Consider the following 19,655-nt stretch of genomic DNA (forward strand, 5'->3'; position numbering starts at 1 on the left):
ACCGGATGCCCTGTTCAGCGGACGAAACAGACCGATCGTCGGTTAACATCCGCGGGTGCGATTCAATCGGGGGGTCGCCGGGGACGACGCCACGGACGGTGAACTCCTGGCGGCGCACATTGCGGGGGACGACGCGGCGTTCGGCGTGCTCGTCCGGCGTCACTACGACCATCTGTGGCTGACTGCGCGGCGGTCCAGTTACTCACCCGAAGACGCCGCCGACGCCCTGCAGGAAGCGCTCCTGTCCGCTCATCGCACCGCCGGATCGTTTCGAGCCGACGCTGCCGTCCGCAGCTGGTTGCATCGCATCGTCGTCAACGCCTGCCTGGACCGGATACGGCGCAACCGGGTCCGACCCACCATTCCCCTCGCCGAGGACGGCCACGAACCTCCCGAACCGAGGAACCGGACCGCGGACGTGGAAATGCAGATCGTGGTCGAGAAGGCCCTGTTCGCGCTGCCGGACGAACAACGTGCCGCGATCGTCGCCGTGGACATGGAGGGTCTCAGCGTGGCCGAGGCAGCCCAGCGGCTCGGTGTTCCGGTGGGGACCGTCAAGAGCCGCTGCGCTCGTGGGCGGCAGAAATTGGCTATCGAGCTGAAGTCGTTGAAAGATCACGGGAACCGTACGTAGCCGCGAGACGTCCAAGTCTGTGAGTGGCTTCCGTTCGTGACGAAGGTTCAGTGGTGAAGGTGAGGTGGGTCGATGGTCGATCGGGAGATCGCAGCCGATCCCGAGCCTCCGTTCTCCGACGAGCTGCTTGCCGATCTGCACGCCGACAACCTCGACCCCGAGCTGGCCGCACGGCTGTGGCCGGTGGTGCAGGCCGACCCCGCGTCGCGGGACGTGATCGCCTCGCTCGACAGCGTGGTGTCCCTGCTCGGCGCCCGTGGTCGCGACCTCGACACAGAAGCCGAGATGCCCGACGACGTCCGCGCCCGGTTGGATTCGACACTTGCCGAGGCGAGCACGCCGAAGCGGTGGTTCACCACGAAGGCAGCCGCAGTGTCCTTCGCCGCCGCCGCGGCAGTGGTGATCGTCGCCGGTGCAGCAGGCGTGTACGCGTCGACCTCAAGTTCCGAGGCTCCGCCCGTCCTGGCCGACGGATCCTCGAGCGGAATCGACGGCGCCCTGGTGTCCGCCTCGATCGGACGTTTCGACGAGGGTAGGTTGGCCGACCCGGAGGTTTTGCGAGACTGCTTGCAGGCCAACGGAATCAACCCGGCAATGCCGTTACTCGGTAGTTCGCCGATCACTATCGACGGCCGAGCAGCCACGCTTCTGATCGTTCCCGGCTCGGTTCCTCCGACCCTGACCGCGCTCGCCGTCGGCGACAACTGCGGCGCCGGATCGCCCGACACCGTGTCCCGCCGGGACGTGGGCTGAGCCTCATCCGGACGGTCCGCCGAGGACCGTCGGAACATTGCAACGTCCTCTACTGTTGAAGCCCTGTACAGGCGTGTCATTGCACGGCCATTCTCGGCAAGTTTTGGAAAGGTGGAGATGACTTCTCCAGACGTTCACGAAGTGATCATCGTCGGATCCGGTCCGGCCGGCTACACCGCAGCGGTGTACGCCGCACGTGCGGAACTTTCTCCGTTGGTCTTCGAGGGAACCCAGTTCGGTGGAGCGTTGATGACCACCACCGAGGTCGAGAACTTTCCGGGCTTCCGCGACGGCATCATGGGCCCCGACCTCATGGAGCAGATGCGCGAGCAGGCCAAGCGCTTCGGCGCCGACATCCGCACCGAGGACGTCGACGAAGTGTCTCTGACCGGCGACATCAAGACGGTGACCGTCGGCGGCGAGACCTTCGCCGCCCGCGCCGTCATTCTCGCGATGGGTGCCGCAGCGCGGTACCTCGGCGTCCCCGGTGAAGAGACTTTGCTGGGACGCGGCGTCAGCGCGTGCGCCACGTGCGACGGCTTCTTCTTCCGTGACCAGGACATCGCCGTGATCGGCGGTGGCGACTCCGCGATGGAGGAAGCCACCTTCCTGACCCGCTTCGCCCGCAGCGTCACGATCGTTCACCGCCGCGACGAGTTCCGCGCATCGCGCATCATGCTCGAGCGCGCCAAGGCCAACGAGAAGATCACGTTCATCACCAACGCCGAGGTTCTCGAGGTGCAAGGTGAGACCAGCGTGACCGGGTTGTCCGTCAAGGATTCGCGTACCGGGGAGACCCGCGTTCTGCCCGTCACCGGCGTCTTCGTCGCCATCGGACACGATCCGCGCAGCGAACTCGTTCGCGGACAGGTCGAGTTGGACGACGCCGGCTACGTGAAGGTCGCGTCGCCGTCCTCCGCCACCTCCGTCGAGGGTGTGTTCGCCGCCGGCGACCTGGTCGATCACGTGTACCAACAGGCCATCACGGCAGCCGGTACCGGATGTACGGCCTCGATCGACGCCGAGCGGTGGCTCGCCGAGCAGGGCGACATCACCGACAACACCCTGTCCAACGCCGACAAGCCCGTCGACGCAGTCAGCGTCTGACCCCCCACTCGATAGAAGGAGCACTCATGTCCGACGAGAAGAACACCGTCACCATCAGCGATGCGTCGTTCGACCAGGACGTCCTGTCCAGCGACAAGCCAGTCCTGGTCGACTTCTGGGCCGAATGGTGCGGCCCGTGCAAGATGGTCGCCCCCGTGCTCGAGGAGATCGCCGCGGAGCACTCCGACAAACTGACCATCGCCAAGCTCGACATCGATGCGAATCCGCAGGCCACGCGTGACTTCAAAGTCATGTCGATCCCGACGATGATCTTGTTCCAGGACGGGAAGCCCGTGAAGCAGATCGTCGGGGCCAAGGGCAAGGCCGCACTGCTGAAGGATTTGGACGGCGTCCTTTCTTGAGTCACTGTCGGTCCTGACTCGCCGCCGATCGCCGTGGAATTGTCATATGGAGGGCCAATTCTGCGACAATCGTCGAATGCGCCCGAGTGGGGGCGTCGGTAGAGGAAAGGTTTGACGAGTATGCATTCACTCCGTCGCGGCGATCGAGGACCTGCCGTCGCGGAACTGCGGGACATACTCGTCGGACTTGGTTACCTCACGGTGCCCACCACGGACGACGGAGCCGAATCGCCCTGGACCGAGCCGGGTCCGGTGTACGACGTGCGTATGGATCAGGCGGTGCGCGCGTTTCAGCAGCATCGGGGTCTTCTTGTCGACGGTGTCGTGGACCAGGCAACGTACCGATCGATTCGTGAGGCGTCCTATCGTCTCGGCGCTCGCACCCTGATCTACCAGCTGTCCGCGCCGCTCTACGGAGACGACGTCGCGACGCTGCAGACGCGACTGCAGGACCTCGGCTTCTACAACGGACGGGTCGACGGCTTCTTCGGTCCGCAGACCCACGACGGTCTGTCGTCCTTCCAGCGCGAGATCGGCCTCTCGCCCGACGGGATCTGCGGGCCGGCCACATTGCGATCGCTCGAACTGCTCGGCGCGCGGGTCACCGGTGGATCACCGCACGCCATCAGCGAGGAAGAGCTGGTTCGCCGCTCCGGTCCGCAGCTGACCGGCAAGCGCATCGTCATCGATCCAGGTCTCGGCGGGCAGGACACCGGTGCGGTGGTCTCGACGCCCGACGGCGACGTCACCGAGGAATCGATCCTGTGGGATCTCGCGAGTCGCCTCGAGGGCCGGATGGCGGCCACCGGCATGGAGACGTACCTCTCCCGTAGCCGCTCGAACAATCCCAGCGACGCAGAGCGGGCCGACACCGCCAACAGCATCGGCGCCGATCTGTTGATCTCGCTGCGGGCCAGTACCCACAGCAGTCCCGAGGCGCGGGGTGTGGCCAGCTTCCATTTCGGAAACTCGCACGGCTCCACCTCGCTCATCGGGCAGGTGCTCACCGGCTACGTCCAGCGTGAGATCGTGGCCCGAACTCCGTTGCAGGACTGCAGAAGTCACGGCCGAACCTGGGACTTGCTGCGCATGACGAACATGCCGACCATTCAGATCGACGTGGGGTACCTGTCCAACGAATCCGACGCACAGGTGCTCACGGACGCACGATCGCGCGACGTCATCGCCGAGGCCATCCTCGTCGCGGTGAAGCGGCTGTATCTGCTGGGCCAGGACGATCAGCCCACCGGCACGTTCACGTTCGCCGAGCTGCTGGCGTACGAGCTCGCGGCGACGCCGCAGTCCTGAGACAAGCGCAGTCTTGACCACACAAGTCCTGACTGCCTCGTAGCCCTAGCGCGCGCCTACCGGTACTCGGGGGTCCGCCTCGGTCACGGTCAGTTCCGCGGCGGCCAGGAGCCGCTCGAGTGCCGCCTCCACGTCTTCCTTCCACCCGTGGTCTCTGTCCAGTTCGAGACGCAGCCGGGGGAAGCGGTGGTGCGGAGCAACGACCTCGAAGCCGAACTTCTCCAGGAAGTCGGATTCGACCATGCAGGTTCCGTCCGAGCACGGTGCGTCACGCGGAGAGGTCGGAGCGGCGAATCGCGCGTCGGTCTCTTCTTCGGTCAGGCGGACGCCGAACGCCTCGAGCGCACGGACGCCGCGATTGACCAGGTCTCGAACCACCGCCTGAAGCAGTGACGTCCGCAGCCCGTCGGAGTCGTCGGCGACCGCGCGCACAGACGTCAGCAGTACGGCGTCGTGACTGACCGGCCCGGTCGGGAACGATGCGACACGAGGGACGACGTCGGGCGGGGCGTACAACGCGCAGCCGACGGGGAGTCCGTCGCGCACCGCGACCTGTCCGCACGGTCCCCACTCGAGCATGACCATCGACAGCCATGCTTCCTTCTCGAACTCGGGATCGGCGAACCCTTTGGACGACTCCACGGCCGCGGGGTCCATGGTCCAGAAGACGCACTGACGATCGTGCGCGGGAAGGGTGTCGAAGTTGTCGAGCGTGAGGGTGGAGACGAGCGTCGACACAGCGTTTCCAGCCTCCAAGCCCTACTCGACACAGACCGGCCTACGGCCGTCCCGACGCCGCGGAGGGATTCGAGCCCCTCCGCAACTGCTGTTCCGTTACACAATAGGTGATCCGCGTGTCGCACGTGCGATGCGCAGCGCTCGTTCCGAGAAACTCTGTGCTGCAACGGAATTGGAGCTTTGCGATGCACCTTTGTCACAGTGACGAAACACCCGCGGGTGTCCGTACGTTGCTACGCAGCGGTCACACCGACTTCTGGCGCTCCATCATCTCCACGATCCGCTGGAGGTCGTCCACCGACCCGAATTCGACCACGATCTTGCCTTTGCGCTTGCCCAAGCTCACCGTGACCCGGGTGTCGAAGGACTCGGAGAGCCGTTCGGCGACGTCCTGGAGGCCGGGCATCTGAATGGGTTTCCGCCGAGGGGCCGGAGCGGGGGACCCGTCCTCGCCGCGGTCCGCGAGCAGTACGGCTTCTTCGGTCGCCCGCACCGACAACCCTTCCGCGACGATGCGAGCGGCGAGCGCCTCTTGCGCTTCGGCACCGGATTTCAGGGAGAGCAGTGCGCGAGCGTGCCCTGCGGACAGGACACCGGCAGCCACCCGCCGCTGCACCGGAATGGGTAGACGCAGAAGCCGAATCATGTTCGTGATCACCGGGCGGGAGCGACCGAGTCGGGTGGCTAGTTCCTCGTGCGTGACGCCGAATTCTTCGAGCAGCTGCTGATACGCCGCCGCCTCTTCGAGCGGGTTCAGTTGCACACGGTGAATGTTCTCGAGCAGCGCATCGCGCAGCAACGTGTCGTCCGCCGTCTCGCGGACGATGGCGGGAATGGCCTCGAGGCCGGCCTCCTGGCTCGCGCGCCAGCGGCGCTCGCCCATGACGAGCTGGTACTTGTCCGGTGCGATCTCCCGGACGACGATCGGCTGCATGAGGCCGAATTCGCGTATCGAGTGCACGAGTTCCGCCAGCGCTTCGTCGTCGAAGACGTGGCGTGGCTGTTTGGGATTGGGCTCGATCTTGCCGGGTGCGATCTCCCGGTACACCGCGCCGGTCTCGCTCAGTTCCTCCACCGGCTGCGGGGGAATGGGTGCCGGCGCACCGCTGTCGCGGCCGATGACGACGTCCGCCGCCGCCGATCCCAAACCGGATCCGGGGGCGGGCGACGTCGGAATCAACGCCGCCAGGCCGCGCCCGAGGCCACCCTTCTTGGACTGACTCATGGTGTCACTACTTCCGCGTTGTCGTGTCGGCGAGCCCGGAGCGTGCTGCCAGTTCCCGACCGGCGTCGAGATAACTCATCGCTCCACGTGAACCCGGGTCGTATTCCAGCACGGTCTGACCGTATCCCGGTGCCTCCGAGACCTTGACGCTTCGAGGGATGACGGCGCGAAGAACGGCGTCACCGAAGTGGCGGCGGACTTCCTCGGCAACCTGGTCGGCGAGCTTCGTGCGGCCGTCGTACATGGTGAGAATGACGGTCGAGACATGCAGCGCCGGGTTCAGATGCGCCTGGACGAGATCGATGTTGCGCAGCAGCTGACCCACACCTTCGAGCGCGTAGTACTCGCACTGGATCGGGATGAACACCTCGGTGGCGGCGACCATCGCGTTGACGGTCAGCAGACCCAGGGAGGGCGGGCAGTCGATCAGGACGAAGTCGATGTCGAGTCCCTCGAGCGCTTCTTCGGACAGCGCAGTCTTGAGGCGCCCCTCGCGCGCGACCATCGAGACCAACTCGATCTCGGCGCCGGCGAGGTCGATCGTGGCCGGAATGCACATGAGGCGCTCGTTCTGGGCACTGCGCTGGATCGCGTCCTTCGCCTGTACCTCACCGAGCAGCAACTCGTAACTCGACGGTGTGCCGGACTGGTGGTCGGCCCCGAGCGCCGTACTGGCGTTCCCCTGCGGGTCGAGATCGACGACGAGGACGGTGAGTCCCTGGATGGCCAACGCCGCTGCAATGTTGACCGCAGTGGTCGTCTTGCCGACGCCACCCTTCTGGTTCGCGATCGTCAGAATCCGACGTTCCTTCAGCTTCGGCAACGCGGTTCCCTGAGGATGGAGAACCTGGCTTGCTCGCTGCGCTGCGGCTCCGATGGGGGTGTCGTCCACCGACATGGGGGAGTAGGGCGCGAACGGAGCGGACTTCGTTTCGGCTCCTGACGACTCGGGTGTTTCACGTGAAACAAGCCCCTCGGATTCACCCGACATCACATTCTCCTTCGATTACCCATCGACCGAACCACGCGGCTCACCGGGAACGCAGAACTTTGGAAGCACGCTTACCGCGTGGACGACGCTCTGCACGGACCACGATAGTCGGTGAACCGACAACTCCCTCACCGCAGCGCACGACGCTGATATTTCTCGCTCCGAGACGCTCCAGCGCCGCGGCGTCGCGAGCGATTTCTTCCTCCGCGGTGGATCCCTTCATCGCCAGCATCACGCCGCCGTCGTGAATCAGCGGCAACGACCAACCCGCCAGCTTCTCCAAAGGCGCGACCGCTCGCGATGTCACGATGTCGGCCCCGCCGGCTTCCTTGATGACTCCTGGTTGTTCCGCGCGACCGCGAACCACGTGCACATCGAGTCCGGCGCTCTCGACGACCTCTGCGAGATAGACGGTCCGGCGCAGCAACGGCTCTACGAGAGACACCTTGAGATCCGGCCGCGCGATGGCGAGAGGGATACCGGGCAGTCCGGCACCGCTACCGATATCGACGACCGACGCGCCGTGCGGAATCAGCTCGGCCACGACCGCGCAATTCAACAGATGGCGCTCCCAGAGACGCGGTACCTCGCGCGGCCCGATCAGCCCTCGCTCTACACCATCGGTGGCCAAGGAGGCGTGATAGGCGCGGGCAAGTGACTCGCGGTCGCCGAACACCGCCGTGATTCGCTCTGTGACTTCGGGAGTTTCTTCGGACCTGTCGAACTCGGGCTGCGCGTGTTCCACGTGAAACATCCTTCGGAAGTTCGGATAGGGCTGATGATTTCTTCTACGGAATCACACCGACGTAATTCGTGCCCGCCACACAGGAGAGGCCCCCGACGATTGCGCCGGGGGCCTCTCCTGTCTACGTGCTGGAGGGTGTCACTCCTTGACGACAACCACTCGACGATTCGGCTCGACACCTTCGCTCTCGCTCGTCACGCCGCTGACCTTCGACACGGCATCGTGAACGATCTTGCGCTCGAACGGAGTCATCGGAGCCAACTCCTCGCGACCGCCCGCTGCAGAGATTCGCTCCGCTGCCGCGGTACCGAGATCGGTGAGTTCGGTCCGACGGGCCGCACGCCAACCGGCCACGTCGAGCATCAGCTTGCTGCGCTCGCCGGTCGACTGCTGAACCGCCAGCCGAGTCAGTTCCTGCAACGCGTCCAGAACCTCACCCTTGCGTCCGACCAGCTTGGCCAAGTCGGTCCCACCGTCGATGCTCACCACCGCTCGGTCACCTTCGACGTCCAAATCGATGTCGCCGTCGAAATCGAGTACGTCGAGAAGCTGCTCCAGATAGTCGCCGGCGATCTCACCTTCCTCGACCAGGTAGTCGTCACCGTCCTCGTCGTCGGGCTCCACGACATCGGCACTCACGGCGTCGGGGGAGATCTTGTCGGTCTCGGTCTTCTCAGCGTCGACGCTCACGATGTCGTCGGCTCCTTTCTCGATGGGCACTTCGGTGATGATGGCAGGGTCACTCACGGGTTACGCCGGCGGGCGCGCGGTTTCGACGAACCCGGCGACGCCTTCGTCGGCCGGGGCTTGCCGTTCGATCCGTTCGCCTTGGTGACGGACGATCGCGGGACCTGCTTGCGGCGCGCCGGCTTCTTCGGTGCCTCACTGTCGGTGCCCGTGTTCGCGTTGTCCACACCCGTGGACTCGTCGGACGGTGCGGTCTTCTCGAGCGACGGCTTCGGGGGAGTGACGGGCTTGGCTCCGGGTGCCGGCTTCTTCTTCCGAGCCTCGGGGCGCGCGCCCGGCTTCGGGGCGTTCTCGACGCGGCGTTCGAGAGCGAGCTCCTTCTTGGCCGCCTCTTCCTTGTCGATCTTTCCGAACACCAGGTGCTGCTGACCGTAGGTCCAGATGTTGTTGCTCACCCAGTACAAGAGGATGGCGATCGGCAGGAACGGACCACCGACGAGTACACCGAGCGGGAAGACGTAGAGCGCCAGCTTGTTCATGATCGCGGACTGCGGGTTGGCCAGTGCAGCCTCGCTCTGACGTGCCACCGATGCACGCGAGTTCAGGTGCGTGGCGATACTCGCGATGATCATGAGCGGAACAGACACGGCGACGATGGCCCAGATGGACGGGATGCCCAGCATCTTCTCGACGTTGGCGTAGGCATCGAGCTGCGCACGCGGCATCGTGATGTTCGCGGAGATAGGAGCACCGAACAGACGCGCGTCGAGGAACGAGTTCACGTCGGCCACGTCGAACGCGTAGTTCGGAATCGTGCGGTTCACGGCCGGGTCGAGACCGAGCTGGCCGACACCGGTACCGGTGCGGTTGAACGAACGCAGCACGTGGAACAGACCGATGAACACCGGCGCCTGAGCCAGCACCGGAAGGCAACCCATGATCGGGTTGAATCCGTGCTCCTTCTGGAGCTTCTGCATCTCGGTCGCCAGCTTCTGGCGGTCCTTGCCGTACTTCTTCTGCAGCGCCTTGATCTGCGGCTGCAACTCCTGCATCTGGCGGGTGGTGCGCACCTGCTTGACGAAGGGCTTGTACAGAATCAGGCGCAGCGTGAAGACCAGGAACACCACGGACAGCGCCCACGCGAACCCGTTGTCCGCGCCCAGCACGAAGCCGAAGGCCTTGTGCCAGAACCACAGAATCCAGGAGACCGGGTAATAGATGATGTCGAGCACGGCTCTATGTACTCCTCTGTTCGTTCGCCATCGCCGAAGCGTGGTCCTGCTGTGAAGCTCGGTCGTCCGCGGTGCGAAGTCGATCCCGTTTGCGTTGCGGAACGGGATCCCACCCACCAGGGTGCCAGGGTGCGCACTTCAGCAGCCGTACGGCTGCCAAAAAGGACCCGACGATCAGCCCCCGCTCGCGCAGGGCATCCACCGCGTACTCGCTGCACGTCGGAGTGAACCGACATGTGGGTAACCGCAGGGGAGAGACATAGGTGCGATAGAGCTCGATCAGAAAGATGAGCGTTCGTGCGGGGAGCGTGCGGAGGGCCGTCATGGCCGCTCACTGTCGCTCGACCCGGACGCGCTGAAACCACCGAGCTTGCGAAGCCCCGACGTGACCTGCCGTTCGAGTTCGGCGGAGGTTGCGGTGGCGGAGCCGGGTAGGGCACGCAGCACGACATCCACATCCGAGGAGACCGACGGGATCAACGCACTGCAGACATGACGAAGCCGGCGCGCGACTCGATGTCGAATCACCGCCGGCCCGACAGCTTTGTTGATGACCAGTCCGAAACGTGCACCGCGCGGGCTCACCAGAGTGTTCGCGTCGTCCCTGGTGCGTACGTGCACCACGACGTCGCGTCGTCCTGTGCGCCGGCCGTGCCGCACCGTGTCCGAGAATTCGGACGAGCGATGCAGGCGGCTCGGCTCGGGCAACACCCGAGCCTCCGCGTCGCGAGTCGTCAGGCCGTGAGGGAAGCGCGGCCCTTTTGACGGCGCGACGACACGATGGCACGGCCCGCACGCGTACGCATACGCAGACGGAAACCGTGCACACGTGCACGGCGCCGGTTGTTCGGCTGGAACGTCCGCTTGCCCTTGGCCACGGTGATACTCCTCGAAAGTTCGATGTCGCGAGACATCGGGATGTGCAGGTAATCGCGAATCCGGGAGGATTCGAGTCGGCGGTCACCGGTGGCGACGACGTTGGGCCCGTGCAGTGTGATTCACAACCGATGTCCGATTCGAGAACGACACCACCGCAGCACGACAACATCACCTCGCCTTCGGGTGACCGTTCGAGGGTACTTACGGCGACTGACGAGGTCAAACTCGACCACCGCGGACTCGAATTCACCCGATGCCCACTGGACTGTCACCAAAGTCTTGTCGATTCTTTGGTGAGTTGTTACCTTCTACCGCGGGGTCGATCGGACGTTGTCGAGCAGGTGCAGTTGTGCACAGGCTTCTGGTACACGCGTACCAGAATGCGGTCGATATCGTCGAATCGGTCCCCACGCCATTCCGACGACCTCCGTCCGCGAGCCCGCAGTTGTCTGCGAGACGATCGATATACGCAGGTCAGAGGCGATAACGACCCGAGGCGCCGGCGGTGAGCTACACCGGTGTTCTTTGTCCACAGCTGTGGATAATTATGTGGAAACACTGGTCGGGTGGCATATTCGAGCTTCGACCGTCGCTACAGAGCGTCCACCGAACGCCTACGCTCTCCACACAGTAGGAGCAGCTGTCTTCCGGCGGCGAGTCGACTTGGAGGCACCGTGGACGACGACCCCGATCGCTTGGCAGAAGTCTGGCCCCGCGTCGTCGCCGAGCTGACCTCCGACACCCTCTCGGACGACGCGCTGTCGAAATCCCAGAAGGCATGGCTCGCCCTCGTCAAACCGTTGACACTGGCTCAGGGTTTCGCGCTGTTGTCCGTCCCCTCTCCGTTCGTGCAGGAAGCGGTCGAACGAGGACTGCGAGAACCCATCCTCACCGCTCTCGGCCGTCACCTCGGCCAGAGCGTCGAGGGATTGGGAGTGCGGCTCGCCAGCCGTGAGGACATGGTCGTCGACGACATCGAACGGGTCGACCTCGAGACCCTGACCGACACCGGCCTGCACACCTCGCCCATGCCGGAGACGCCGAGCGGACCGGTCTATCGTCGACGACTGCTCACCGAGGCATCGGAAACGGGCGAGCCGTCGGACTCGGAAAGCAGTGACTACGGCGACTACGAAGAAGTCGACGACGATCGCGACGCACTCACGAGCGTGCAGAACTCGTGGCCGACGTCGTACACGGCCCCGCCGCGGACCGCCACGACCCCGTCGGGAAGTACCAGCCTCAATTCCAAGTACACGTTCGACACCTTCGTCATCGGTGCGTCGAACCGCTTCGCCCACGCGGCCGCAGTCGCCATCGCCGAGGCTCCGGCCCGCGCGTACAACCCCCTGTTCGTCTGGGGCGCTTCGGGTTTGGGAAAAACGCATCTACTGCACGCCGCCGGTCACTACGCACAACGGCTCTTTCCCGGCATGCGCGTCAAATACGTCTCCACCGAGGAATTCACGAACGACTTCATCAACAGCCTTCGTGACGACCGCAAGGTGGCCTTCAAACGGCGTTACCGCGAAACCGATGTCCTTCTCGTCGACGACATCCAGTTCATCGAGGGCAAGGAGGGTATTCAGGAGGAGTTCTTCCACACCTTCAACACCCTCCACAACGCGAACAAGCAGATCGTCGTCTCGTCCGACCGCCCTCCGAAGCAGCTCGCCACCCTCGAGGAACGACTGCGGACGCGCTTCGAGTGGGGCCTCATCACCGACGTTCAGCCTCCCGAGCTCGAGACTCGCATCGCGATCCTGAGCAAGAAGGCCAAGATGGACCGGCTCGACGTCCCGCACGACGTCCTCGAACTGATCGCGAGCCGGATCGAGCGCAACATCCGGGAACTCGAGGGTGCGCTCATCCGAGTGACGGCCTTCGCGTCGCTCAACGGCCAATCGCTCGATCGCGCGCTCGCCGAAGTGGTGTTGCGCGATCTGATCCCCGATTCGGCGTCGCTCGAGATCAACGCGGCCACGATCATGGCCGTCACCGCGGAGTACTTCGACACCACGATCGAGGAGTTGTGCGGGCCGGGCAAGGCGCGTGCGCTGGCCCAGGCCCGGCAGATCGCCATGTATCTGTGCCGCGAGCTCACCGATCTGTCGCTGCCGAAGATCGGTCAGACCTTCGGCCGGGACCACACGACGGTCATGTACGCCGACAAGAAGATCCGTAAAGAGATGGCCGAACGCCACAAGGTCTACAACCAGGTGCAGGAGCTGACGGCGCGGGTGAAGCAGCGCTCCAAGCGCTGACACCGCTCGACTTCACGCGTCCACGGACCTACCCGTCGGCCTTCGTCGGCTCCGGAGGCGACCGGTTGCGCGCATTTTCTACGCGAAACCATCCTCCGAACGAATGATTCACACCTGTGGATAACACTGTGAACAACGTGCGTTACCCGGGGATGAAATCTGAAGTTCCCAACACGGTCGCGATCTGTGCACAGGCCGGCCCCGCACACGGTGTGGTTCGTCCACTGTTCATCCAGAGGACACCACGCGCGGCAACCTGCGACGACGATCGTTCGTCCACAGATTCCACAGGACCTATTACTACTGTTTGTTTTCATCTAGAGAAGACTCTTGAAAAGCAGCACCCGGGGAAGGATCCGTTCACAGTCCCCGATCGGTGATCCGAGGACCGTGCAAGCGCCGCCCGTTCGGCTTTCCACTACGCTCACGAAGGCATACGGTGTGCTGGGCTCAGGCGTTGTGCTGGGTGCCTGTGGGTCCACAGGCCGAACATGTTCGATCGAGAGGATCAACCGGGCGATGGAGCTTGGCAGTGTGAAGTTTCGAGTTGCTCGGGAAGATTTTTCGGATTCGGTGGCGTGGGTCGCCCGCTCCCTTCCGTCCCGTCCCGCAGTCCCCGTTCTCGGTGGGGTGTTGCTGACGGTCGACGATCAGGGACTCACCGTGTCGGGTTTCGACTACGAGGTCTCCGCTCAGGTGCGCGTTCCCGCGGAGGTCGCCGGCTCCGGACAGGTCCTGGTTTCGGGAAAACTGTTGGCGGACATCACCCGATCGCTGCCGAACAAGCCCGTCGACGTCGGCACCGACGGCACCAAGGTGATCATCACCTGCGGTAGCGCCAAGTTCTCGCTGCCGACCATGCCGGTCGAGGACTATCCTCAGCTCCCGGAACTGCCGCAGCAGACCGGCACCGTCCCCGTGGATCTGTTCGCCGAAGCGATCGGGCAGGTCGCCGTCGCCGCCGGCCGCGACGACACGCTGCCGATGCTCACCGGCATCCGGATGGAGATCGACGGGTCGTCCGTCGTGTTGGCTGCGACCGACCGCTTCCGCCTCGCCGTGCGTGAACTCGACTGGTCACCCGCCGCGACCGGTACGTCCGCCGCCGTGCTGATTCCGGCGAAGACGCTCTCCGAGTCGGCGAAATCCATTGGCGGAGGGGCAGAGTCCGCCGTCGAGCTGGCACTCGGATCCGGATCACACGTCGGAAACGACGGTCTGCTGGGCATCGTCAGCGACGGACGGCGCACCACGACGCGTCTGCTGGACGCCGAGTTCCCCAAGTTTCGTCAGCTTCTTCCGGCGGAGCACACCGCGGTGGCCACCGTGCCGATCGCCCCGCTGCTCGAGGCCATCAAGCGCGTCGCGCTCCTCGCCGAGCGTGGAGCGCAGGTCCGGCTCGAGTTCTCCGAGGGCGGGGTCATGTTGTCCGCCGGTGGGGACGACGCGGGCCGCGCGGAGGAGGCCATCGAAGCGCAGTTCCAAGGTGAGCCGCTCGTGATCGCGTTCAACCCCGGTTACCTCATCGACGGCTTGAACTCGCTGCACTCCGACAACGTCTCGTTCGGCTTCACGACCCCGAGCCGGCCCGCGGTGTTGCGACCGGCCGGCGAGGAACCGCTCGAGCCGGACGCGTCGGGCACGTTCACCGCTCCCAAGAGCGAGTACACGTATCTCCTGATGCCGGTACGGCTTCCGGGCTGATTCATCTTCTGACGACCCACGATCGAAGGATCCACGACCATGCAACTCGGACTCATCGGCCTCGGCAAAATGGGTTTCAACATGCGCGAGCGGCTGCGTCGTCACGACATCGAGGTGGTCGGTTACGACCCGCGGCCCGAGGTGACGGATGTGCCGTCGCTCGAGGCGCTCGCGGAGGCACTTCCCGCTCCGCGCATCGTGTGGGTCATGGTGCCGTCCGGCCCGATCACCCGTCAGACCATCGAGAATCTGGCCGGTGTGCTCTCGCCCGGTGACTTGGTGATCGACGGCGGAAACTCGCGATTCACCGACGACGGTCCGAACGCAGAACTGTTGGACGCCAAGGGAATCGGCTACATCGACGCGGGCGTCTCCGGTGGTGTCTGGGGTCTGGAGAACGGCTACGGGCTCATGGTCGGCGGCAACGACGCCGACGTCGAGCGCGCCCTTCCCATCTTCGACGCGCTGCGGCCCGAAGGTGACCGAGCGGACGGGTTCGTGCACGCCGGTCCCGTCGGCGCCGGGCATTACGCCAAGATGGTGCACAACGGCATCGAGTACGGCCTCATGCACGCGTACGCCGAGGGGTACGAGCTGCTCGCCGCCGAGGAGCTGATCACCGACGTCACCGGTGTGGTGCGTGCCTGGACCAAGGGAACCGTGGTGCGCTCCTGGCTGCTGGACCTTCTCGTCAAGGCACTGCAGGAGGATCCGAACTTCAAGGACATCTCCGGGTTCACGCAGGACTCCGGAGAAGGTCGCTGGACCGTCGAGGAAGCCATCCGTCATTCGGTTCCCGCACCTGTCATCTCGGCTGCGCTGTTCGCGCGGTTCGCGTCCCGTCAGGCGGATTCGCCTGCCATGAAAGCAGTTTCGGCTCTGCGCAACCAGTTCGGTGGTCACGCTGTTCAGCGTGCGCCGAACACCGAGGGCACCGGCGCGTAAGTGTTCGTTCGCTCGGCGTCTCTGCTCGACTTCCGGTCGTGGACGCAGTTGTCCGTCGATCTCGAACCGGGTGTGACGGTGTTCGTCGGGCCCAACGGGCACGGTAAGACCAATGTTCTCGAGGCCCTCGGGTACGTCTCGACGCTCTCCTCTCATCGAGTCTCGACGGACGCACCGCTCGTGCGCACCGGAGCCGAACGTGCCGTGGTGCGTGCCGCGGTGGTCAATCAGGGACGCGAACTCACGGTCGATGTCGAGATCAACAACGGTAAGGCCAATCGCGCGAAGATCAACGGCTCGCCCACGAGGCGGCCGCGCGAGATCCTCGGAATTCTCAACACCGTCCTCTTCGCGCCGGAGGACCTGGCGCTGGTGCGCGGAGACCCCGGAGAACGACGTCGATTCCTCGACGAACTGCTGACTGCGCGGTTGCCGAGGATGGCCGCCGTGCGCGCCGACTACGAGCGAGTGCTGCGTCAGCGATCAGCTCTGCTCAAGACCGCCGGCGGCGCGCTCCGGCGAGGACGGTCGTCGTCGGACGGAGCGAATGCGCTTGCGACACTGGATGTCTGGGACGCACAGCTCGCCGCGTTCGGCGCACAACTGCTCGAGCAGAGACTGCGCGCCGTACACGACGTGGCGCCGTTCGTCGCACGGTCTTACACGTCGATCGCACCCGCGTCGAGACCCGCTCACGTGGCGTACCGGTGCAGTCTGGGCGACGCTCTGCCGCCGGAGTTCTCCGACCCGGACAGAGAGCCGGCCGACGACGACGTCGAGGTCCTGGAAGCGAGTTTCCTGCTGCAGCTGTCCTCTGTGCGTCAGCGCGAGATCGAGCGTGGAGTCTGTCTGGTCGGTCCGCATCGGGACGATCTCGAGTTGGTCCTCGGGTCCGACCCCGCCAAAGGGTTCGCCAGTCACGGTGAATCGTGGTCCTTCGCTCTGTCCCTGCGGCTCGGGGCTTTCGAGTTGTTGCGCTCGGACGGGAGCGATCCCGTGTTGCTGCTCGACGACGTCTTCGCCGAACTCGACAGGACGCGACGCGAAGCACTCGCCTCGGTGGCGCGGACGGCGGAACAGGTGCTGGTGACTGCCGCGGTACAGGAGGACATCCCTGGCGGACTCGATGCCCGGCACCTCTGCGTCCGTGCTCGAGACATCGATGGCGGCCGGGTCTCCGAGATTACAATCGACCCGGACCAACGGGAGGACGCATGAGCGACGGCGCGGAACCAGGCACTGCCGGATCCGAGGGGGAACCCGAGCCGGAGCTCAAGGGTATCGACCTTGCGCGTCGAGCTCTCGAGGACGCACGTGCCGCGGCCAAAGCGAGCGGAAAATCTGTCGGACAGGGCAGATCGTCCCCGTTGCGGACGGGAGGTCGATCGAGAGGGCGCACGTGGTCGGGACCGCGCGCCGACGATCGCGACCCGCAGGCACTCGGCGCTTTGGCCTCGTCGATCGCGAAGAACCGCGGCTGGTCGGAGAAGGTCAGCGAGGGAACGGTTTTCGGACGCTGGGCGCACGTGGTCGGTGAAGACATCGCATCGCACGCAGAGCCGACGACACTGCGTGACGGCATCCTCGGCGTGTCGGCCGAATCCACCGCGTGGGCGACTCAGCTGCGCATGATGCAGTCGCAGATTCTGGCGAAGATCGCCGACGCGGTCGGACACGGTGTGGTGAAGCAGTTGAGGATCACCGGGCCCACCCCTCCGAGCTGGCGCAAGGGTGACCGGCACGTGTCCGGGCGCGGACCTCGGGACACCTACGGATGACGAGTCTTTTTCGATCAATCAAAACAAACTCAACAACTGTTTAGTACAGTGTTGATTCGACATACACTCGGGTACAGCGAACGAGCGGGGGAGCGACGCGCTGAAACAGATCGGCCGGTCGCTGCGGGAAGAGCGGTGTCGCCGCATTCCGAGGCCCGACGCGACGGTGTCGTGAACGACACGTCATCCGAAAGGACGATTGGCGAATGGCAATCAAATCTCAGCCACTGATCCGGCAGGCGATCGGCAAGAAGACCGGTGCTGCGAGTGTCGACGCCACCTCCTCGTCGGCGACGGATCCAGGTGAGGTGGATCTGCACGCGCGCAACGTCGCTTTCGACTGGTCGGCCATGCGGATGCACTACTTCGACGACGACGTGGTCGCCACTCACCTGATCAACGTCATGCACCTGTTTCTCCCCGAGGGCGAGGAATGGTTCGTGCGGGTGTTCAAGGAAGCGCTGCCCCTGATCAACGACGAGAAGCTGCGGCGCGACGTCGTGGGCTTCATTGGGCAGGAAGCCATGCACGCGCAGGCCCACTCCGGTGTACACACGTTCCTCACCGAGAAGGGTCTGGACCCGACGAAGTACGTCGAGCAGATGGAATACATCTTCCGTACGGCGCTGGGCAAACGGCACACCGACACCAAGAACAGCCTCGTCGAGCGCCTGTCGTACATCGCGGCGATCGAACACCTGACCGCGTTCCTCGGGCACTGGGTGCTCACCGAGAAGCGTCTGGACTCCGCAAACATCGACCCGACAATGCTGGACCTGATTCGCTGGCACGGCGCCGAAGAAGTGGAGCACCGGTCCGTCGCATTCGAGGTGCTGCAGTACTTCGACACCCGCCGTGCACGACGCATACGGACGTACCTGCAGGTGCTGCCGATGGTCGTGATCATGTGGCGGCGCGGCGTGAAATTCCTCCTCGCCAACGACCCCACTCTCACCGACTCGCAGCGCACGTTCGACGCCAAGAAGTTCCGCTCGGTCACCGCGCGTGGGCTGTTTCCGTCGATGCGCGACGTGCTGAAGGTGTCCACGCACTACTTCTCGAAGTCGTATCACCCGTCGCAGGAAGGTTCGACGGACGTCGCAGTGGCGTATCTGGCGTCGTCGCCGGCTGCACGCGCCGCATCGGCCTGATGGCGACGTTCCGCGGAGTCCAGAAACTCGTCGAAGGATTCCGGGTCGGCCGCGAGATCCCGAACGATCTGCACGGGCGCAGCAAGATGGACGCGATGCTCGCGCAGATGACGGACGGTCTCGATCGTGTCTTCGCAGCGCTGGACACCTCGGAGTACAAAGCGGTGCCCGCCCCCGATCGTGTGCACACTCAAACGATGGTGCTCACCGAACGAAATGTGGTGTGCCACAACGAAGAAGTGGTCCGCCTGACGTTCCGCCTTCCCGAGGGAGGTGCGCTGGCGTCGTGGACGCCGGGAAGCCACCTCGACCTGCTGTTGCCGTCGGGTCGTCGTCGTCAGTACTCCCTGTGCGGTGATCCACGTGAGACCGATGCCTACACGATCGCGGTGCGCGAGGTACCGAACGGAGGCGGCGGATCCGTCGAGATGCACCGGCTGAGGATCGGTGATCGGGTCCTGGTAACCGGGCCGCGCAACGCTTTTCCTTTCGTCGCCCATGGGTCCGCGCTCTTCGTTGCGGGCGGCATCGGCATGACCGCCGTCATTCCGATGGTGCGGCGAGCGCGCGAGCTCGGAATGGATTGGCGGGTCGTCTATTCGGGCCGCACCCGCGCGAGCTTGCCGTTCCTCGACGAGGTCGAACTGTGGGAGCCGGACCGAGTGACCGTCCGCTTCGACGACGAACACGGACTCCCCGACGCGGACGAGTTGCTCGCCGATGCCCCGGACGGTGGAGCCGTCTACTGCTGCGGCCCGCCGCCGATGATCGACAAGGTTCGCGCCGCCATCGCGTCCACCAAAGCCACTCATCTGCACTACGAGAGGTTCTCCGCGCCGCCCGTCGTCGCGGGCACCGCGTTCGAGGTGGAGCTGGCGCGCACGGGAGCCGTGGTCGAGGTGGCGGAGGATCGTTCGATGCTCGACGCCATCGCCGAAGTGTTGCCGTCGGTTCCCTATTCGTGCCGGCAGGGTTTCTGCGGCACGTGCCGGGTGCGGGTTCTCGCTGGAAGTCCCGAGCACCGAGACACACGTCTGACGGACGACGAACGCGCCGATCACATGCTGGCCTGCGTCTCGCGTTCGGACGGCCGACGGCTCGTCGTCGACCTGTAGGGATCGGACAGGGATTAGACGCAGCTGCCCTTCTCCC

Annotated in this window: 21 protein-coding genes; 12 read left to right on the forward strand and 9 right to left on the reverse strand. The window is 64.9% G+C overall.

Annotation, left to right across the window (positions count from 1 at the left end):
* Positions 1 to 55 precede the first annotated feature (55 nt).
* The 5 genes from sigM (at position 56) to AC59JP_RS10945 (ending at position 4,164) form a co-directional block, all read left to right on the forward strand.
* Complete coding sequence (gene sigM / locus AC59JP_RS10925) at positions 56 to 634, forward strand: RNA polymerase sigma factor SigM (protein ID WP_497325806.1); 579 nt, start codon at positions 56 to 58, stop codon at positions 632 to 634.
* A gap of 72 nt (positions 635 to 706) precedes the next feature.
* Positions 707 to 1,387, forward strand: coding sequence for an RsmA family anti-sigma factor (locus AC59JP_RS10930; protein ID WP_497325807.1), 681 nt, complete (start codon positions 707 to 709; stop codon positions 1,385 to 1,387).
* 117 nt (positions 1,388 to 1,504) lie between these two features.
* Positions 1,505 to 2,494: a thioredoxin-disulfide reductase gene (gene trxB / locus AC59JP_RS10935; RefSeq protein ID WP_497325808.1), complete on the forward strand. Its 990-nt coding sequence runs from the start codon at positions 1,505 to 1,507 to the stop codon at positions 2,492 to 2,494.
* A 26-nt stretch (positions 2,495 to 2,520) separates the two neighbouring features.
* Positions 2,521 to 2,856, forward strand: coding sequence for a thioredoxin (trxA, locus tag AC59JP_RS10940; protein WP_497325809.1), 336 nt, complete (start codon positions 2,521 to 2,523; stop codon positions 2,854 to 2,856).
* Between the two features lie 120 nt (positions 2,857 to 2,976).
* Positions 2,977 to 4,164, forward strand: coding sequence for an N-acetylmuramoyl-L-alanine amidase (locus AC59JP_RS10945; protein ID WP_497325810.1), 1,188 nt, complete (start codon positions 2,977 to 2,979; stop codon positions 4,162 to 4,164).
* Positions 4,165 to 4,209: 45 nt separating this feature from the next.
* Here the strand turns inward: AC59JP_RS10945 and AC59JP_RS10950 are convergent, their stop codons facing one another.
* From AC59JP_RS10950 to rpmH, 9 genes are all read right to left on the reverse strand, one after another.
* Positions 4,210 to 4,902 carry a GNAT family N-acetyltransferase gene (locus tag AC59JP_RS10950; protein ID WP_497325811.1) on the reverse strand — a complete coding sequence of 231 codons (693 nt, stop codon included), beginning with the start codon at positions 4,900 to 4,902 and terminating at the stop codon, positions 4,210 to 4,212.
* A gap of 244 nt (positions 4,903 to 5,146) precedes the next feature.
* Entirely contained in the window at positions 5,147 to 6,127 is a 981-nt protein-coding gene (locus AC59JP_RS10955) for a ParB/RepB/Spo0J family partition protein (protein ID WP_497325812.1), read from the reverse strand.
* Between the two features lie 7 nt (positions 6,128 to 6,134).
* Positions 6,135 to 7,118: a ParA family protein gene (locus AC59JP_RS10960; protein WP_497325813.1), complete on the reverse strand. Its 984-nt coding sequence runs from the start codon at positions 7,116 to 7,118 to the stop codon at positions 6,135 to 6,137.
* Between the two features lie 40 nt (positions 7,119 to 7,158).
* The gene (rsmG, locus tag AC59JP_RS10965) at positions 7,159 to 7,872 is read right to left on the reverse strand and encodes a 16S rRNA (guanine(527)-N(7))-methyltransferase RsmG (protein ID WP_497325814.1); all 714 of its coding nucleotides are present in this window, start codon (positions 7,870 to 7,872) and stop codon (positions 7,159 to 7,161) included.
* Between the two features lie 129 nt (positions 7,873 to 8,001).
* Entirely contained in the window at positions 8,002 to 8,517 is a 516-nt protein-coding gene (locus AC59JP_RS10970) for a Jag family protein (protein WP_497326471.1), read from the reverse strand.
* A gap of 89 nt (positions 8,518 to 8,606) precedes the next feature.
* Positions 8,607 to 9,782, reverse strand: a complete 1,176-nt coding sequence (gene yidC, locus AC59JP_RS10975) for a membrane protein insertase YidC (protein WP_497325815.1) — start codon at positions 9,780 to 9,782, stop codon at positions 8,607 to 8,609.
* A 4-nt stretch (positions 9,783 to 9,786) separates the two neighbouring features.
* Positions 9,787 to 10,107: a membrane protein insertion efficiency factor YidD gene (gene yidD, locus AC59JP_RS10980; RefSeq protein ID WP_497325816.1), complete on the reverse strand. Its 321-nt coding sequence runs from the start codon at positions 10,105 to 10,107 to the stop codon at positions 9,787 to 9,789.
* Complete coding sequence (gene rnpA, locus AC59JP_RS10985) at positions 10,104 to 10,493, reverse strand: ribonuclease P protein component (RefSeq protein ID WP_497325817.1); 390 nt, start codon at positions 10,491 to 10,493, stop codon at positions 10,104 to 10,106. The genes yidD and rnpA overlap by 4 nt, the downstream gene beginning before the upstream one ends.
* 23 nt (positions 10,494 to 10,516) lie before the next feature.
* Positions 10,517 to 10,660, reverse strand: coding sequence for a 50S ribosomal protein L34 (gene rpmH / locus AC59JP_RS10990; protein WP_188542816.1), 144 nt, complete (start codon positions 10,658 to 10,660; stop codon positions 10,517 to 10,519).
* 675 nt (positions 10,661 to 11,335) lie between these two features.
* On the opposite strand from rpmH, the gene dnaA reads away from it, so the two are divergent.
* The 7 genes from dnaA (at position 11,336) to AC59JP_RS11025 (ending at position 19,618) form a co-directional block, all read left to right on the forward strand.
* Complete coding sequence (gene dnaA / locus AC59JP_RS10995; RefSeq protein WP_497325818.1) at positions 11,336 to 12,925, forward strand: chromosomal replication initiator protein DnaA; 1,590 nt, start codon at positions 11,336 to 11,338, stop codon at positions 12,923 to 12,925.
* A 519-nt stretch (positions 12,926 to 13,444) separates the two neighbouring features.
* On the forward strand, positions 13,445 to 14,629 hold the full coding sequence (gene dnaN / locus AC59JP_RS11000; protein ID WP_497325819.1) for a DNA polymerase III subunit beta: 1,185 nt from the start codon (positions 13,445 to 13,447) through the stop codon (positions 14,627 to 14,629).
* 39 nt (positions 14,630 to 14,668) lie between these two features.
* Positions 14,669 to 15,574 (forward strand): phosphogluconate dehydrogenase (NAD(+)-dependent, decarboxylating), encoded by a 906-nt coding sequence (gene gnd / locus AC59JP_RS11005; protein ID WP_497325820.1) that lies wholly within the window; start codon positions 14,669 to 14,671, stop codon positions 15,572 to 15,574.
* The gene (recF, locus tag AC59JP_RS11010) at positions 15,575 to 16,792 is read left to right on the forward strand and encodes a DNA replication/repair protein RecF (protein WP_497325821.1); all 1,218 of its coding nucleotides are present in this window, start codon (positions 15,575 to 15,577) and stop codon (positions 16,790 to 16,792) included.
* Positions 16,789 to 17,352: a DUF721 family protein gene (locus tag AC59JP_RS11015; RefSeq protein WP_497325822.1), complete on the forward strand. Its 564-nt coding sequence runs from the start codon at positions 16,789 to 16,791 to the stop codon at positions 17,350 to 17,352. The genes recF and AC59JP_RS11015 overlap by 4 nt, the downstream gene beginning before the upstream one ends.
* Before the next feature lie 206 nt (positions 17,353 to 17,558).
* A complete protein-coding gene (locus tag AC59JP_RS11020; protein WP_497325823.1) occupies positions 17,559 to 18,503 on the forward strand; it encodes a metal-dependent hydrolase in 945 nt (314 codons plus the stop codon).
* Positions 18,503 to 19,618: a PDR/VanB family oxidoreductase gene (locus AC59JP_RS11025; protein WP_497325824.1), complete on the forward strand. Its 1,116-nt coding sequence runs from the start codon at positions 18,503 to 18,505 to the stop codon at positions 19,616 to 19,618. The genes AC59JP_RS11020 and AC59JP_RS11025 overlap by 1 nt, the downstream gene beginning before the upstream one ends.
* Positions 19,619 to 19,655 lie beyond the last annotated feature (37 nt).

The organism is Rhodococcus sp. 320_ES, from assembly GCF_059691855.1.